13 protein-coding genes and 1 CRISPR repeat array are annotated in these 15,946 nt (G+C 56.9%); of the genes, 10 read left to right on the plus strand and 3 right to left on the minus strand.

Features of this window, described 5'->3' with window-relative positions:
- Positions 1-140: 140 nt before the first annotated feature.
- The 4 genes from BN984_RS10885 (at position 141) to BN984_RS10900 (ending at position 3,391) form a co-directional block, all read left to right on the plus strand.
- Positions 141-683, plus strand: a complete 543-nt coding sequence (locus BN984_RS10885; RefSeq protein ID WP_008092422.1) for a DoxX family protein — start codon at positions 141-143, stop codon at positions 681-683.
- 82 nt (positions 684-765) lie between these two features.
- Positions 766-975 carry a DUF7542 family protein gene (locus tag BN984_RS10890; RefSeq protein ID WP_008092424.1) on the plus strand — a complete coding sequence of 70 codons (210 nt, stop codon included), beginning with the start codon at positions 766-768 and terminating at the stop codon, positions 973-975.
- Between the two features lie 286 nt (positions 976-1,261).
- Positions 1,262-1,708 (plus strand): Rieske (2Fe-2S) protein, encoded by a 447-nt coding sequence (locus BN984_RS10895; RefSeq protein WP_049968210.1) that lies wholly within the window; start codon positions 1,262-1,264, stop codon positions 1,706-1,708.
- A 375-nt stretch (positions 1,709-2,083) separates the two neighbouring features.
- Positions 2,084-3,391 (plus strand): tyrosine-type recombinase/integrase, encoded by a 1,308-nt coding sequence (locus BN984_RS10900; protein ID WP_049968211.1) that lies wholly within the window; start codon positions 2,084-2,086, stop codon positions 3,389-3,391.
- On the opposite strand, the gene BN984_RS10905 is transcribed toward BN984_RS10900, so the two are convergent.
- From BN984_RS10905 to BN984_RS10915, 3 genes are read right to left on the minus strand one after another with little or no spacing between them, the layout of a single operon-like run.
- A complete protein-coding gene (locus BN984_RS10905) occupies positions 3,349-3,510 on the minus strand; it encodes a hypothetical protein (RefSeq protein WP_042663211.1) in 162 nt (53 codons plus the stop codon). The genes BN984_RS10900 and BN984_RS10905 overlap by 43 nt on opposite strands.
- Complete coding sequence (locus BN984_RS10910) at positions 3,507-3,776, minus strand: hypothetical protein (RefSeq protein WP_049968213.1); 270 nt, start codon at positions 3,774-3,776, stop codon at positions 3,507-3,509. The genes BN984_RS10905 and BN984_RS10910 overlap by 4 nt, the downstream gene beginning before the upstream one ends.
- On the minus strand, positions 3,773-4,105 hold the full coding sequence (locus BN984_RS10915; RefSeq protein WP_049968214.1) for a hypothetical protein: 333 nt from the start codon (positions 4,103-4,105) through the stop codon (positions 3,773-3,775). The genes BN984_RS10910 and BN984_RS10915 overlap by 4 nt, the downstream gene beginning before the upstream one ends.
- A gap of 423 nt (positions 4,106-4,528) precedes the next feature.
- Here BN984_RS10915 and BN984_RS10920 point away from each other — a divergent pair, with 423 nt between their 5' ends.
- The 6 genes from BN984_RS10920 to cas3 all read left to right on the plus strand — a co-directional run bounded on the left by BN984_RS10920 (position 4,529) and on the right by cas3 (position 15,929).
- Positions 4,529-4,792, plus strand: a complete 264-nt coding sequence (locus BN984_RS10920) for a type IV toxin-antitoxin system AbiEi family antitoxin domain-containing protein (RefSeq protein ID WP_181950695.1) — start codon at positions 4,529-4,531, stop codon at positions 4,790-4,792.
- 206 nt (positions 4,793-4,998) lie between these two features.
- A CRISPR array of direct repeats spans positions 4,999-9,037; the repeat unit is 30 nt; unit sequence GTTTCAGACGAACCAAGCTGGTGTTGAAGC.
- A gap of 108 nt (positions 9,038-9,145) precedes the next feature.
- On the plus strand, positions 9,146-9,883 hold the full coding sequence (gene cas6 / locus BN984_RS10925) for a CRISPR-associated endoribonuclease Cas6 (protein ID WP_049968216.1): 738 nt from the start codon (positions 9,146-9,148) through the stop codon (positions 9,881-9,883).
- Positions 9,883-11,853 (plus strand): TM1802 family CRISPR-associated protein, encoded by a 1,971-nt coding sequence (locus BN984_RS10930; protein WP_049968218.1) that lies wholly within the window; start codon positions 9,883-9,885, stop codon positions 11,851-11,853. The genes cas6 and BN984_RS10930 overlap by 1 nt, the downstream gene beginning before the upstream one ends.
- A gap of 3 nt (positions 11,854-11,856) precedes the next feature.
- The gene (cas7b, locus tag BN984_RS10935) at positions 11,857-12,843 is read left to right on the plus strand and encodes a type I-B CRISPR-associated protein Cas7/Csh2 (RefSeq protein ID WP_004972494.1); all 987 of its coding nucleotides are present in this window, start codon (positions 11,857-11,859) and stop codon (positions 12,841-12,843) included.
- Positions 12,836-13,564: a type I-B CRISPR-associated protein Cas5b gene (gene cas5b, locus BN984_RS10940; RefSeq protein WP_049968220.1), complete on the plus strand. Its 729-nt coding sequence runs from the start codon at positions 12,836-12,838 to the stop codon at positions 13,562-13,564. The genes cas7b and cas5b overlap by 8 nt, the downstream gene beginning before the upstream one ends.
- Entirely contained in the window at positions 13,527-15,929 is a 2,403-nt protein-coding gene (cas3, locus tag BN984_RS19085; protein ID WP_244877477.1) for a CRISPR-associated helicase Cas3', read from the plus strand. The genes cas5b and cas3 overlap by 38 nt, the downstream gene beginning before the upstream one ends.
- Positions 15,930-15,946 lie beyond the last annotated feature (17 nt).

Consider the following 15,946-nt stretch of genomic DNA (forward strand, 5'->3'; position numbering starts at 1 on the left):
TGTCGCGGGCGGTGATAAGCGGCGTGACCTCCGGCGAGACGGCCGATACCCATCGTGTGAGATTACCCAACACACTATTGTAGTTTGGCGGAAAATGTTACCTCTGTATGTCAACCGATAGTCGTACACTAGAGACGGAGATGTTCGGACGAGCGGTGCGGTTCGACTACTCGGAGCGGTGGGTCGGTTACTCGCTGTTCCTCCTCAGAGTGGTGATGGGGTGGACGTTGTTCCAAGGCGGCATCACGAAGCTCGTGACGTACCTCGATGCGGACCCCTCGAACAACTGGACCGCGGCGGGCTACCTCGCCAACGCGATCCCCGAGGGAAACCCCCTGATGGGGCTGTGGGGCTCGATGGCGGGGAGCCCGCTCATCGACATGCTGAACATGTGGGGCTTGACGCTCGCGGGGTTGGCGCTTATCCTCGGCGCGTTCGTCCGATTTAGCGCCTTCTGGGGCGCAGTTATGATGCTGTTCTACTGGGCGGCGGCGCTCGAAGGCGGCATCCTCGCCGGACTACCGCTGGCTCACGGTTGGGTCGTCGACGACCACATCGTCTACGCGGTGTTGCTGTTCGGCCTCGGCGCGTTCGGCGCGGGTCGCATCCTCGGCGTCGACGCCTACCTCGAGAACATGGAGTTTGTGCGGCGTAACCGGTGGATGAGTCTCGTCATGGGCTGACGACCGCGCACCAGCGACCGTTCTTTGGGCCTCGGCGCCGAACCCGACGGAACTTTCTCGACTGCCGCGTTTCGTTCGACTGATGTCGACACCTCGTGCGACGGTCTCCTGTCCGACGTGCGGCCTCGAAGAACACTTCTCGAAGCTCGCCGACGCGCGTCTCAGAATCGAAGCACACCGCGCGGCGACCGGACACGACCCTACGTGGGAGTTGGGCCGGTTCGCACCCGGCGTGGAGAAGATGGGCGACGAAGCGGGCGTCTGCGGTGTGAACCTCGACGGGGACCGCTGACCTACATTCCGCACCCCAGTCCCGCCGAGTGTCGAGTCAGCGGATATGAGATTCATAACAATACGACATTCCCTCGAACGAGTGGGTATGTGGTGTGAACGGTGCGGACGAGATACGACGGTTCGGAGACACGCGGTAGACGAGTTCACCGGGTTCCTCTGTAGTGACTGTCGGGTAGTTTGGGACCGGTTCACGTCGGCGTAATCGGCGGGGCCGGTTCCGGTCTCGTTACTCACCCCCAGCGTCGCCGATAGCTACTTTTCGACCCGGCCGATAGCTGTGTTCGATGGTCGATGGAACCCGAGTCGCGGCCGTAGACGACGTCCCCGAAAACGGGTCGTACCTGTTCACCGCGGAGGACGCGTATTCGCGGACGAAAGAGCTCATCCTCGTCCGATGCGACGACGAGCCGGGCATCGAAGCGTGGCCGAACACGTGCACCCACGAGAACCAGCGGTTCGACCGCGGGACCGGCGCGGCGATGCGTGACGGCGAGATTATCTGCCCGAAACACGGGTCGATGTTCGACGCCTGTTCCGGCGCGTGCGAAAACGGCGAGGCGGCCGGTACCAGTCTCCCCGAGGTGGATGTCACGGTCGCCGACGGCGGCGTCTTCCTGATTGACGACGAGTATACCTATCTCTACGAGGGCGCGGCCCGCAACGACGAGGACGACGAGGATGACGAGGACGACGACGATATTCCGAGTTCGACGTCACACATCGGATTTTAGGCCGTTCCTGTGACGCCCCGCCGTCCGCCGCGACCGTCGGTGTAGTGGTTGCCTACTGGTCGGAACCGGGCGAGAAGACGCGTTCGGGTCTCGACGCGCCCGGGTCCGGTTGGGTCCGGTTCGAGTTCGAGAACGAGGACGTTTCGACGCGGGCTAACCGCCGTTCGCACGGCGACTACTCGAACGGGTTAGTCGACCCCCCCGTTAGTCGACCCCCCCTTTTCGGAGCGCCCACACCTACTCAGAGGTGGGCGCGTGATTCTGACGCGGCGGCTGCGAGGTGAACCAACATCTCTGGGTTTTGAGTTCGGCAGAAAGAGCCGGTGGAGGGCTCTCAACTGAACCTTTACCAGCCCATCGGCTGTCGATTCTCTCATGCCTTCCGACCCGAAGCAGTCGGTCGCGACCCTCCGGAAGAAACTCCGGAACGGAACCCGCGGCGGCTGTGACCGCGACCGCGAACTGCTCCTCGACTTCTCGGACGAACTTCGCCTGCTGCGCGAAGACTACGGCCACTACCGACACGAGAAGCTCCTCAGGCACAACGTCCGCATCAGTGAGAACGCAGAGACGTGTCTCCACGAGACGCTCGTACGAGAACACGACGGCGATGCCGACGACGAAGAGACGTTCTACGACGCCAAGGACGCCGCGAAGGTCGTCGTCCGCTGGATTCACAGCACCTACGACATCGAAGACGGCTCCCAAGAGACGAACCGCGACTACCGCGTCGCCTTCCGGCTCTTCGCGAAGCACGTCACCCGGGGGGACGACATCCCGGACACGCACTCGTGGATTTCGACCAAGACCAGCCGGGACTACCAGCCCGAACCCGACGAAGCCGACATGCTCGACCTCGAACGCGACGTCGAGCCGATGATCGAGGCGGCGCGGAACCCCCGCGACAAGGCGCTCATTGCGCTGCAGTTCGAGGGCGGATTCCGCGGCGGCGAACTGTACGACATGCGCGTCGAGGACATCACGGACGGCAAGCACTCGCTGAAGGTCCGCGTCGACGGGAAGCGCGGCGAACACGACGTCCACCTCATCGTGGCCGTCCCGTACGTCAACCGCTGGCTGGCCGAACACCCTGGCGACCACGAGGACTACCTCTGGACGAAGCTCACTGAACCCGAGCGGTTCAGCTACACGCGTTTCCTCCAATGCTTCAAGGCCGCGGGCAAGCGCGCCGAGATTCGAAAGCCCGTCACGCCGACGAACTTCCGGAAGTCGAACGCCTACTGGCTCTCGACCCGCGAGAAGTCCCAAGCGTTCATCGAGGACCGGCAGGGTCGCGCCCGCGGGTCGCCCGTCATCTCCCGGTACGTCGCGAAGTTCTCCGGCGAGACCCAAGAGATTCAGTACGCGGCCATGCACGGCCTCGAAGCCGTCGAGACGGAGACGAAGGAACTCGCGCCCGTCACCTGCCCGCGCTGTGAGAAGGAGACGCCGCGGGAGCGCGGCTTCTGCATCCATTGCAACCAGTCGCTCGACATCGAGTCGAAGGAGCTCCTCGACCGCATCGGGACCGCCATCGACGACAAGGTGGTCGAGGCGGACGACGCCGACACTCGCCGAGACCTGCTGCGCGCTCGGCGGACGCTCGACGAGCGCCCGGCGATGATGGACACCGAGGAGCTTCACGAGTTGGCCTCTCGATTCTCTCTTTCCGACGAAGCCTGAAGCGCGATTTCGAACACGCGCCCGATGTCGTCGTCTTTGAACTGCTCGTAGAGTCGTTCGAATAGCTCGCGCTCCTCTTCGGTCAGGGTGTCGCGCGGCGGCGACTCGGCGCGGCTCATGGGTCGACCCTCCGGTTGGGGCGGTGGGGACAGTCGCGCCGTTCACCGTCCTCGTCGGGGCCGCGGTTGGCCGCCCGGCCGTGGCCGTACTCCGTGCGGTCCGGGCCGACGGTAATCCAGAAGCCGCAGACCGTGCAGTAGGCGGTGTGGTTCGGATTCGTGACCGGGACGAGATGGTCCGGGAGGTCGGTATCGGCGTCCTCGTCGACATCGGCTTCGAAGCGCCCGCAGTTCCCCCGCGGCGGGACGGCCTCGGTGGGAATCATTCGTCGCCTCCGGCGAGGTTGTACTTGCGGACGATGAGCCCGTCGCGGAACTCGCTGGCGCGTTCGGCGGCGGCTTCCAGCGCGGTCGCGAGCGCCCGGGCCTGTTCGGGCGTGAACGTCGTCGCCGTACTGAGGCTTCGGAACTCCTCGCCGACCTCGAAGATGACCGAGCCGTGAGCGACCTCGACGTAGAGGTGGTTGACACGGTCTTCGACCTCCGCGGAGATGCTTCCCCTGACGGTCGTCGATTCGATGTCGAGCGTGACGGCGAGTTCGTTCGCGCCGGCGTTCGCTTGCGCGTCGGGGACCGGGGATTCCCAGTCGCTCATCGGTTGCCTCCGGTGAGGTCGCTCGCGCGAACGAATCCGAGTTCGCACCCGCACGGGACGACGGTGTGGCTGCCGGGTGCCGAGGTGGTGAAGCCCTCGATGGGCGTGGTGCAGACGGGGCAGTTCGATTGGTTCGGTGCTGCTGCTGGCCGTGTGACCGACGAATTAAGTCGGTCGTGCGTGTATTCGGACATGGCTTCGGAAGTCTCGATTCGGAAGCCACGTGGCGGGTGTTCCAGCACCCGTCGCACTCTACTGCTGTGCGAACATGGCTTCCAGTCCCTCGTTATAGTCTATTCTACTTAACCGTTACTCAGAAAGTCTTAGTGAAAGCACTTGATACCTGAACGACTATCTGTGAAGTCTTGTTAGATACCAGTAATCGGTGCAAATATGCCAATAGTAGACTCTTCATCTGATAACATGCGCAAGGCCGCTGAGTGGATGGTCCCGTCCGATGACCGAATCTTGGAACTGATTCGGGAACACGGGAATCTGACGCCGCAAGCGATTAACGAACTTGGTGGCCCTGTCCCCGATCACGCGAGCACTCGTTGCTCGAAACTCGTGAAACACGGTCTCCTCACTCGAATCAGTCGAGGTCTCTACGGCATCACCGACGGCGGTCTCGCGTACTTGGACGAGGAGCTGGACGCCTCGACGCTGGAGCCTGCTGACGACGAGTAGCTGTTTTTGTGATGTCTCGCTGTTCGTGACCACGGCACGTTAGCCGAGGGTGGTTAGTTAGAAAGGGATGATTGGGTGGTGTCCGGATTGGCCGATACTGCAGCATCTTCCATCGACCTACTTAAACAAACCCGCTACTGAAGGTCGATGGAAACTAGCGCCTGTAAACAACAGTTATGGGCTTTGAGAGTAGAATTTTGACCGGGGTTTCAGACGAACCAAGCTGGTGTTGAAGCACGTAGTAGAGCGCCGCCAGCGCGCCGGCGTAGACGTTTCAGACGAACCAAGCTGGTGTTGAAGCCTTACTTTACGGGGCAGGACGTTGACGTGGAAACATTAGAGTTTCAGACGAACCAAGCTGGTGTTGAAGCTTGGGGACAATGCCGCAGTCACTAACATAGAGATAGTGTTTCAGACGAACCAAGCTGGTGTTGAAGCGATTTGTGTCGTCTTAGCGTTCCAGTCGTTGATAGTTTCAGACGAACCAAGCTGGTGTTGAAGCGGCTTGCGGGCGTCCTCGGACTGTCGGCGCTCGACCTGTTTCAGACGAACCAAGCTGGTGTTGAAGCTCTCTACCGTGGCCCGGCGACCTTTAGTGATAATGAGAGTTTCAGACGAACCAAGCTGGTGTTGAAGCGATGAGGTGTTGGATTGGTAGATGACCACCGTGTTTCAGACGAACCAAGCTGGTGTTGAAGCTTCGGCGAAGCCAGCGAGGCCGATGAGGCCGAGAGCGTTTCAGACGAACCAAGCTGGTGTTGAAGCGGATCAAGGACGGGACAGGACCAGCGGACAACAAAGCGTTTCAGACGAACCAAGCTGGTGTTGAAGCTCCAGTCTACGCGACGAAAGACGACATTCCAACCGTTTCAGACGAACCAAGCTGGTGTTGAAGCACCGTCGGCGCGCTCCGCGAACGTGAGGAGGCGGTAGTTTCAGACGAACCAAGCTGGTGTTGAAGCCTTGACGAGACCCAAGACCGCGAAGCAGGCGCTGAGGTTTCAGACGAACCAAGCTGGTGTTGAAGCGATAAGTGACGCGGTAGATGACGGGGCAGATGGATGGGTTTCAGACGAACCAAGCTGGTGTTGAAGCGGTGCGGGGTTCGCCGGCTTCAAAACCGGGCAAGTGTTTCAGACGAACCAAGCTGGTGTTGAAGCGGTCCGGCCGGTTGGTCGCGGCGTGTGGGAGCCGACGCGTTTCAGACGAACCAAGCTGGTGTTGAAGCTTCCCACAGGTTGAATCCTACGAAGTCGAGTGGCCGGTTTCAGACGAACCAAGCTGGTGTTGAAGCACCCAAATCCGCCACGAACAGGAGAACGTCGTACTGTTTCAGACGAACCAAGCTGGTGTTGAAGCCCACCGGCAGACGAATGGCGCGTGTGGGACCGAGACGTTTCAGACGAACCAAGCTGGTGTTGAAGCTTGAATCCGACGTCAACCCATTCACAGGGCAACTCGTTTCAGACGAACCAAGCTGGTGTTGAAGCGACAACATCATCACCGGGCAAGTCGCCAAATGAATCGTTTCAGACGAACCAAGCTGGTGTTGAAGCGTCGATGGCGTCGAGGAGGAGATCTGTCGTGACCTCGTTTCAGACGAACCAAGCTGGTGTTGAAGCCATCATCACCGACGAGTCCTTGCCGCCACTCACGGGTTTCAGACGAACCAAGCTGGTGTTGAAGCGTGGATCGTCCAGCCACCGTCAGTTATCAGTTTCCCGTTTCAGACGAACCAAGCTGGTGTTGAAGCGCCTCGTCCTCGTCCTCGTCGTCGCTCTCGACTTCGGTTTCAGACGAACCAAGCTGGTGTTGAAGCCGTCGTGTTGACAGTCCCATCCATGTGGTCGTAACGTTTCAGACGAACCAAGCTGGTGTTGAAGCGCGAAGTGTTCTTTGACGGGAGCACCGTAAGCGTGTTTCAGACGAACCAAGCTGGTGTTGAAGCTTCGACACGCGAACGGACGAGGAGTTGGCAGCGGCGCGTTTCAGACGAACCAAGCTGGTGTTGAAGCCACACCCGAATTGCAGGTGTGTTCTCAAGCCAGTGTTTCAGACGAACCAAGCTGGTGTTGAAGCTAAATGACACCTTCGTCATCCCACGTTGTTGGGAGCGTTTCAGACGAACCAAGCTGGTGTTGAAGCGACTTTCCGCGGGCGCGAACATCACCATCCTCTCGTTTCAGACGAACCAAGCTGGTGTTGAAGCTCTTCGCAGAGGCACTTGAAGCCGTTGACAACTCGAGTTTCAGACGAACCAAGCTGGTGTTGAAGCGACCGAGGAGACCGTGGCCGAACAGATCGTGTGTCGTTTCAGACGAACCAAGCTGGTGTTGAAGCATGTGACGGTAGAGGATGTGAGGACTGACCACACTGTTTCAGACGAACCAAGCTGGTGTTGAAGCGAGTTCGCCCAAGAATGGCTCGGTGGACCGGGCGCGTTTCAGACGAACCAAGCTGGTGTTGAAGCTGGATAACTCTCTTCGTTGGACTTCTTGCCCGTCGTTTCAGACGAACCAAGCTGGTGTTGAAGCACGGCGATAGTGTGGGAGGCGTTCAGGTCGCCGCTCGTTTCAGACGAACCAAGCTGGTGTTGAAGCCCCGGAGTGCGACGCGCCGGTCGAACCGCGGGGTGAGGTTTCAGACGAACCAAGCTGGTGTTGAAGCTGGCCTTCGGTGAGGAAGTCGGTGAAAGAACACAGGTTTCAGACGAACCAAGCTGGTGTTGAAGCAGTCGGCTTTCGAATGATGTCGGGGGGGAAATTAGGGTTTCAGACGAACCAAGCTGGTGTTGAAGCCTTTGTGAGGAAAACAGACACATGAAGATGGAAAAGTTTCAGACGAACCAAGCTGGTGTTGAAGCGTACTCACGACCGAGTGAATCGCTCTCACTCGTCGTTTCAGACGAACCAAGCTGGTGTTGAAGCTTTGACCTCGGCGGGATTCCGCCGACTGCGTGGGAGGTTTCAGACGAACCAAGCTGGTGTTGAAGCCGCCAATGATGGTGTTGTAGGCCGCGCCGAGGAGCGTGTTTCAGACGAACCAAGCTGGTGTTGAAGCTCCGAAACATCCACGCCAAAGACAATGTTGAGGGGAGTTTCAGACGAACCAAGCTGGTGTTGAAGCAGTCCATCTTGGAAGTCGGCGTCCTCGGCGAATAGGTGTTTCAGACGAACCAAGCTGGTGTTGAAGCAACGTCCTAGCTAGTCTCATGGTTCCCCCCGATTTGTTTCAGACGAACCAAGCTGGTGTTGAAGCAGCATGTACGGCATGCAGGACTCCAACGTTGCGATTGTTTCAGACGAACCAAGCTGGTGTTGAAGCTTGCCACTTCTGGGACGCTTCGACGTTCTCATTCCGGTTTCAGACGAACCAAGCTGGTGTTGAAGCACCGTCGGCGCGCTCCGCGAACGTGAGGAGGCGGTAGTTTCAGACGAACCAAGCTGGTGTTGAAGCAGGGACTGATAACAGCGGCCCTATGGGCCGGCATGGTTTCAGACGAACCAAGCTGGTGTTGAAGCCACGTCCGGCGGACGCGACACCTACCACACGGTCCGGTTTCAGACGAACCAAGCTGGTGTTGAAGCAGACCCAAGTCACTCCGGGCGTCTCCAGCGCCCGGGGTTTCAGACGAACCAAGCTGGTGTTGAAGCTAGAAGGAACCACGCCCACGCGGTCCTTCTGTGGCGTGTTTCAGACGAACCAAGCTGGTGTTGAAGCGTTGAATCCAAATCGCATCCCCACCAACCAAATCGGTTTCAGACGAACCAAGCTGGTGTTGAAGCGGCGACGTAGTGCCTCGAACTCCTCGCGCTCGCCGTGTGTTTCAGACGAACCAAGCTGGTGTTGAAGCGAACAGAAAACTCAATGGTGGATTCAATCCAATAAGGTTTCAGACGAACCAAGCTGGTGTTGAAGCAGGCTCACACTCGGGCGTTTCACCGTGTCCTCGAGTTTCAGACGAACCAAGCTGGTGTTGAAGCCACGACACCCGACGCCGAAATTGCCATCTGGCCGCGTTTCAGACGAACCAAGCTGGTGTTGAAGCCTGGTTGAGGACCACGAAGCGGAACTTGCCCGCGAGTTTCAGACGAACCAAGCTGGTGTTGAAGCGTTCGGACCGAGACCACGGGTGGCGGTATGTCGGCTTGTTTCAGACGAACCAAACTGGTGTTGGAACCGCTCGCCACTCGACCGGAGTGCATGAAGAAGTTCGTTTCAGACGAACCAAACAGATACTGAATCGACATCGAGCCGCCAGTATCGACTTGACACCTTGCCTCGAGTTCACGGCCATTTTTCACCTACCAAAACTTTATGCTTAGTTGCCACGATTTTCCTGTGAAATATGAAATGAGAACACTCGTCAAACTACGCGCAGAGAGGGATTTTGCGTACGACAATACATACAATCACAAGTTACAGGGACGGTTGTACAACGACCTCCGTGACAACGGATACGGGGCAGTCCTCGACGAGGGTCCGAAGACGTTCAGTTATTCGAACATTTTTCCCCCTCGAGATGCCGAAGCAGGCGACTCCCGAAGTCTCATCTTCGCAGCATCGGACCAAGATCTGGTGACGTCGGTCGCCTATGGACTCTGTTCTGAGCCGGAGGTGAATATCGGGGAGATGCCCCTCCGAGCGGAAGAGGCGTTTACACTCGACCCGAAAGTTGGTGAATCCGGGTCGCTCACCACAGGGACACCAATCGTCATTCGATTCGGGACTGAGACCGCCGCAGAGTACGGGATTGAGACAGAGTACGACCGGACGTACTGGCGACCCGAACACGGCATGGACCTGTTCTTCGACTCCCTCTACGGGAACCTACAGAAGAAGTACGAACGTGTGTACGACGAATCTGCACCGAGTCCGCCATATTTCAGCGGCTACTCGTTCCAGAAAGTTGTTCCGAAGCCTGTCACCTATGCAGACGGTGACGTGACCTACGTCGGAACTGAGTGGGAATTCGACTATGAGATCCGAAGCGCTGCTCATCGCCGGATTCTGAACCTGGCGCTTGACGCCGGGCTCGGCGAACTCAACGGGTTGGGATTCGGCTTTATCAATCGGACGGAGGACATCTAATGCTCCTCCAAGCGCTCTCGGTCATCGGTGACGAGATCGCTGCCGAAGAGTTTCCGACGAAATACGTCGCTTGTAGCGACCCTGATGCACTCGCCGGTAATCAAGAGGTCCACTCCGTCGTCGTCCTTGACTTTGATGGGGACGGCGATGGATTAGAGTACCGTGGTGCTCGGACGGTTGACCCGGACACGCCACTCGAGATGGCAGTCAAGTATGGGTACGTCAATCGGTACAACCAGTACGACCACAGTCTGACACAGCGGGCGAGTAGTAGCGTCCTGACCGAACTGGAACGGATGTTCTCTTGGCCGACAGACGAGAGTCTGGGGGCGGAGCGGGACGAACCACTCCTCCAGGCCCTCGACGAGGCTTTCGAAAAGTATGAAGACGAGATTCAGTCAGATGTTGAACGGTACGACGAGGAAATTGAGTACAAAGCGCTTCTGACTATTCGAATCCAGTCAGGCGGTCAAGGTCGGTATCCCGGCGAAATCGAGGAGTTTGCGAAGGCGACGTTCGTGGCCTACTCGGATGCCCTCTCGGAAGACTCACAGAGTGCGACTGACTCTCGTGGTGAAGCCGTGTGTGCTGTCTGCGACACTCGGACTGAGACCTATGGTCTCGGTGCGAAGCTCGACCAGATGTACACGAGTAAGAAGCAATGGCCGTTCCCGTTCTACAACGCCTCGAAGGCGTGGCAATCGCGGCCGCTCTGTGGCGACTGCATTCTGAACATCGAGGTTGCAACCGACCGCTTCCTGAGTCGGCAGTCCTTCGGCGCACCCGGAATCAGATGTCGGGTTATCCCCTACGCGCTACCGACACCAGAAGGAGAGGAGGCTCTCCGTGAACTGATTCGGAACTCACGAGAAGAGTTGCTCAAGGAGGACACGGACCGGCCGCTCCAGAATGCGTGGAGCGTTCACCGTACCTTCGTTGAAGAACTCGGAATCAAAGAGCCAATTCTCAGACTCGCGTTCGTCCATTACTATCGAGATAGTGCGAAAACACACGGTGTCGGATGGATTGACGGTGTCTCAGTCAACCAACTGGATGCTATCGCGGAAAGCTACGAGCGCATCCACAGCTCGAACCCGGTCTTCGAGAACCGTTTGCTCGTCGACACCGACTCGTTCAGAGTACCGAGTGAGAAGCAGATTTTCACCGGGATGTGGCTCTTCGGTCTCCTGTGTGAGGTTTCCGATAGCGACCACGAGGGGAGCCGAATTGGAGACCAAAACCAGTGGGTCGAGTTCACGCAATCGATTCTCACGGACTCAACAATCCAGTACGACGCGCTCGTGAGTGCGCTCACACGGGAAGCGGTCGCACGGTTCAACAAACGAGTGAAAGACGACGAGACGAGTGATTACCCGTATGATGGTTTCCACGCCCTGCGGGCCTACGGCCTTCTGAGAGTCCTCGCCGAGTTAGGCGTTCTCTCGGATTCACGAACATCCTTAGCAATGATTCCAAGCAACATCACCGGTGAGTTCACGACATTCGGCGAAGGACTCGGCGAGTTCATCGCTGCTCACGAGAGTATTAGCGAGTCGCCTGGACGTCAGGCGGCGTTTGTCCTCGGTGCGGCCGCCGCGCAACTTTCGAACTGGCAGAAGCGACGTGGACTCAACCGAACGTTCATCCAGAATCGCGACGTCGAACAACTCACCACGCATCAACTGACCCGCTGGCAGCGAGACATCTGGGAGAAAGCGAAGACGTACAACGCACAGGCGGGGAACTACGGTATTCCGTGGAGCGACGCTGAAGAACTGTTCCACGATGCTGTTCTGGCAGGCCGTGAAGACGGCTGGAATGCGACGAGAGATGAGCTACAGTATCATTTCATTCTCGGCGTGAACGCTGGCCCTCGAATCGCGAGTATTGCTCGCGAAAACCGTGCCGATGCAGACGAGAGTACCACAGACGACCAACCCATCGCAGCCACGTCCTCACAGGAGGAGTAATTCATGTCCAACGAAATCGAAACCGTGTCGAACCGCTCTGAAATCGTGTATCTCTACGATGCTGTTGATGCGAATCCCAACGGCGACCCGCTGACCGAAGAGAATCGTCCCCGAGTCGACGACTACACCGAAGAAGCGATCGTGACCGACGTTCGACTCAAGCGGTACGTTCGGGATTATCTTGACCGACAAGGAGAGACGATTTTTGTGAAGAAATCCGGGAGTGGGCAGCGGGACGACAAAGGAGACCGCTACCAGACAATCCTCGAGAATGCCGGTCTGGACGAGGGATACACCGACGAAGAATTGGAGGCTGCATTCCTCGACGAGGTGACAGACATCCGGTTGTTCGGAGACAGCATGGCCTTCGACGACTCACCAGTCGACGGTTCCTACACCGGCCCGGTGCAGTTCGGTTTCGGTCGCTCGATGCATCCTGTTCACGAAACGACGCACGGAAAGACCTCGGTTCTCTCTGCTGACAGCGAAGAGGGGGGCGCTGGCGGGAATATGTTCTCTGAACACCGTCTGGCGTACGCACTAATTCGATTCCATGGAGTCATCGACGAGCATGCTGCAACAGACACCCGTCTAACGGAAGCTGATGTTGAGTCGCTCGAAGATGCACTTTGGCAGGGTCTCCGATCACAAACTAACACGTCTTCGAAGCGAGGTCACGAGCCGCGACTCCTTCTTCGAGTCGAGTACGACGAAGATGCGTACCACTCGGGAGACCTACACCGAACAATCGATCTTAATCCTCGTGTTGAGGGTCCGAAAGCGATGCGAGACATTAGCGACCTCGACCTTGTTATCGATGATCTCGTAGCCACGTTAGCCGATGATGCCGACGACATCGCGACTGTCGTCGTTCGAGCGAGCCGTCGACTCCAAATACAGTTTGACGGTGAGCACGGTGAGGCAGAGATACTCGAGAAGGCACTCGGGGAAGCCGTCGGTTCCGATTCGGTAACGATTACGTATGAGTGAGTCGTGCCTCGTCTTCGATGTGAGCGGAGACTTCGCACACTTTCGGAAGCCTGAGACGACATCACCAGCTCAGACGTTTGGCATCCCTCCTCGAACAACAGTTGCTGGAATGACCGCCGCGATTCTCGGCCTCGATCGAGATAGTTACTACGACACCTTTAGTCGGGAATCGAGTCGGATCGCTGTTCAGCTTCGTTCGCCGATTCGGCGGATCTCACTTGGGATCAACATTCTCACTACTGAAGGTAGCTCTTCGAAGACCAAGGGTGCACGTCCCGGGAGATTCGTGACGAGCCAGCGGCAGCAGAACGTCTTTGAAACGCTCTGCGATCCAGAATATCGGCTGTACGTTTCGTTAGATGACGAGAGGTTGATGGATAAACTCGAGCAATATCTCGTTGCTGGCAAGTCACACTACGCACTCTCACTGGGATTAAGTGAGCATCTCGCAACACACGACTTCCAGGGGAGATACGAGATTCAGCGGGGACAAGGGGACGCAGTAGTCGATTCGGTCATCCCCGGTGAAAGTCTGGGAATTGTCCCCGATTCTGAGAGTAGGTATGTTACTGAACGCGTACCAGGATTCATGCGCTCGACGGCTGACGGTCGTGTGTCTGACGGCTTCCAGACGGTGACGTACGAACGGAATGGACAGAGCATCGAGATACGAGACATCAATTATGCACAGGTTGGTGGTGAGACAGTTGTGTTCGGATGAACTGCTCTCACACCCTGAGACGACTCTAAAGAGACATCTCCAAGATGTTGCCGACAGTTGTGCTGAGGGTCGTGCAGAGTCAGCACAACGGCTTCGGTATATTGTTGGTGCCTGCCACGACTTCGGGAAGGCAACCCGATATTTCCAAGAGTATCTAGCGGACGATCGACCACAGAGCCAACTCACGAATCACAGCGCGATTTCTGGACTCGCGTGTTTTCACGCACTCCGTGCGGAAGGGTTCTCTCTCAGAGAGTGTGCAATGGGATGGCTCGTGATCTCTCGGCATCACTCTCCGTTGATAGATACCGGAGAAACGTTTCAACGCACGCTCTTCGCTTCTAATGCTCCTCGAGAGACGTATGTCCAACAGGCTGAGGACATCTTGACGCGGCGAACACAGGTCCAAACACTCTACGACGATCTCGGTATTGAACTCGATATCGAATCTTTCTGTACGTGGATCAAGTCCAGTCAGTATATCAAAGATGTCGCGGAATCGCTGTCGTATGCTGGTAGCGTTAGTGAGCAGCCACTTGACTCCTCGTTTCAAGTCGTAGAATTATTTTCACAACTCGTCGCCGCCGATAAGTTGAACGCGGCTGGGTATGACCTCCCCTCTCGGAAACACGTGCCAGCGGATGCAGTCGAATCGTACATTCAAGACCGGTTTGGTTCTCCGAGTGCAGAGACGATTGACCAACTCCGTGCTGATGCTCGAGAGAGTGCACGTGATCAGTTACGCGATTTTGACTCACTCCCTGGTATCCTCACACTCACGTTACCGACGGGTGGTGGTAAAACGCTCACTGCCCTCGATTTAGCACTACAGATACGTCAGCGGAAGCAACTGGCCGAAGAAAATAGGCCACGAATCGTCTATGCACTTCCGTTTACCTCGATTATCGACCAGAACTTCGAAGTATTCAGCGAAGTTCTCGAACACGCTGGTGTTGAGAGTATCCCTGAAGTCCTACTCAAGCACCACTATCGCTCTCGAGACGATTATGTCACGGGGAGCCATGACTCCGAGGCAACTGACGGTGAGTTTTGGCGCGACTTGATGCTCACAAATCGATGGGAGAGTGAAGTAACGACTACGACGTTCGTGCAGTTACTCGAAAGTCTCGTTGTTCCGTCCAATAGCCAATCAATCAAGCTGCCGAATCTCAGAGACGCGGTGATTATTCTTGACGAAGTGCAGGCGATTCCCACAAAGTACTGGGACGTTGTGCGGGCTTGTTGTGAGCAACTTGCTGCCGACTGGGGTTGCACGTTCATTGCGATGACCGCGACTCAGCCGGGAATCTTCGCTGACGCACCGTCACTCGTCCCCAACGCAGATGACTATTTCGAACAGCTTGACCGTGTTAGATTCGAGATCGACGATAGCGTCTTTGACCAGCCCCTCTCGATTGAAACATTGAGCGAGCGGGTTGTCTCTGAAGTTCGTTCTTCTCCGTCTGACGTACTCGTTGTCTGCAACACGATCGGATCTGCAAGACAAGTGTTCGACTCGATTCGTTCCCAACTACAGACCGACTCCAAGGAACTTCGATTAGAATATCTCTCCAGCGCGGTCCGTCCTCGAGATCGCCGAGATCGAATTACTGCACTCCGAAGTACTGACAGGGAACAGCGTGTCGTTGTAAGTACACAGGTTATTGAGGCGGGTGTTGACCTAGACTTCGATATCGTCATCAGAGACTTTGCACCACTAGACTCGCTTGTCCAAGCAGCAGGTCGTTGTAATCGACACGCAATCGGTGGTAGTGGTGGTCGGGTAGATTTTGTCTGTTTAGTTGACGATGATGGAACTGAACCAGCAACTGCGATCTACGATTCACCCCGTCTCGATGCGACGCGCCGTGCATTCACTAACGTTCTTAGTGGTTCTACTTCGCTGAGTGAATCGGTGGTAACTACTGAGGTTGTGTCTTCTTACTTTTCAGAATTATCAAATATAAAGAATACTGGTGGCTCAATTCCAGAACTACAACGGTGGCAGTTCGACAGTGCGAGAATAAGGCTAATCCCTGACTCTTTCTCTGTCGACGTATTTGTCGTTGGATCAGACAGCGAGGAATCAGACCACGAGTTGTACGACGATTATGCCCAAGCAGTAAGATATAATAAACGAGCGCGTGCTCGCGAGTTAAAGCCGGATTTCTACGATTGCGTCGTAAGTGTGAACCTTTACTCACCGCGTTCAGAACGATCTGAGAAAATCAAACGATTGCCACTCCCCGACGACGAACTTGGTGTCTACTTGCTTCCGGCCCATAAGGAGGAGTACAAAGCGTGGTACAGCGAAAAAACAGGGCTTCGCCTCCCCGAATCTACAGTGGAGTCGAGGCTCTTATGAGCCGAGATGTGACCGGA

The sequence above is a fragment of the Haloferax prahovense genome, from assembly GCF_000723845.1.
Lineage (GTDB): Archaea > Halobacteriota > Halobacteria > Halobacteriales > Haloferacaceae > Haloferax > Haloferax prahovense.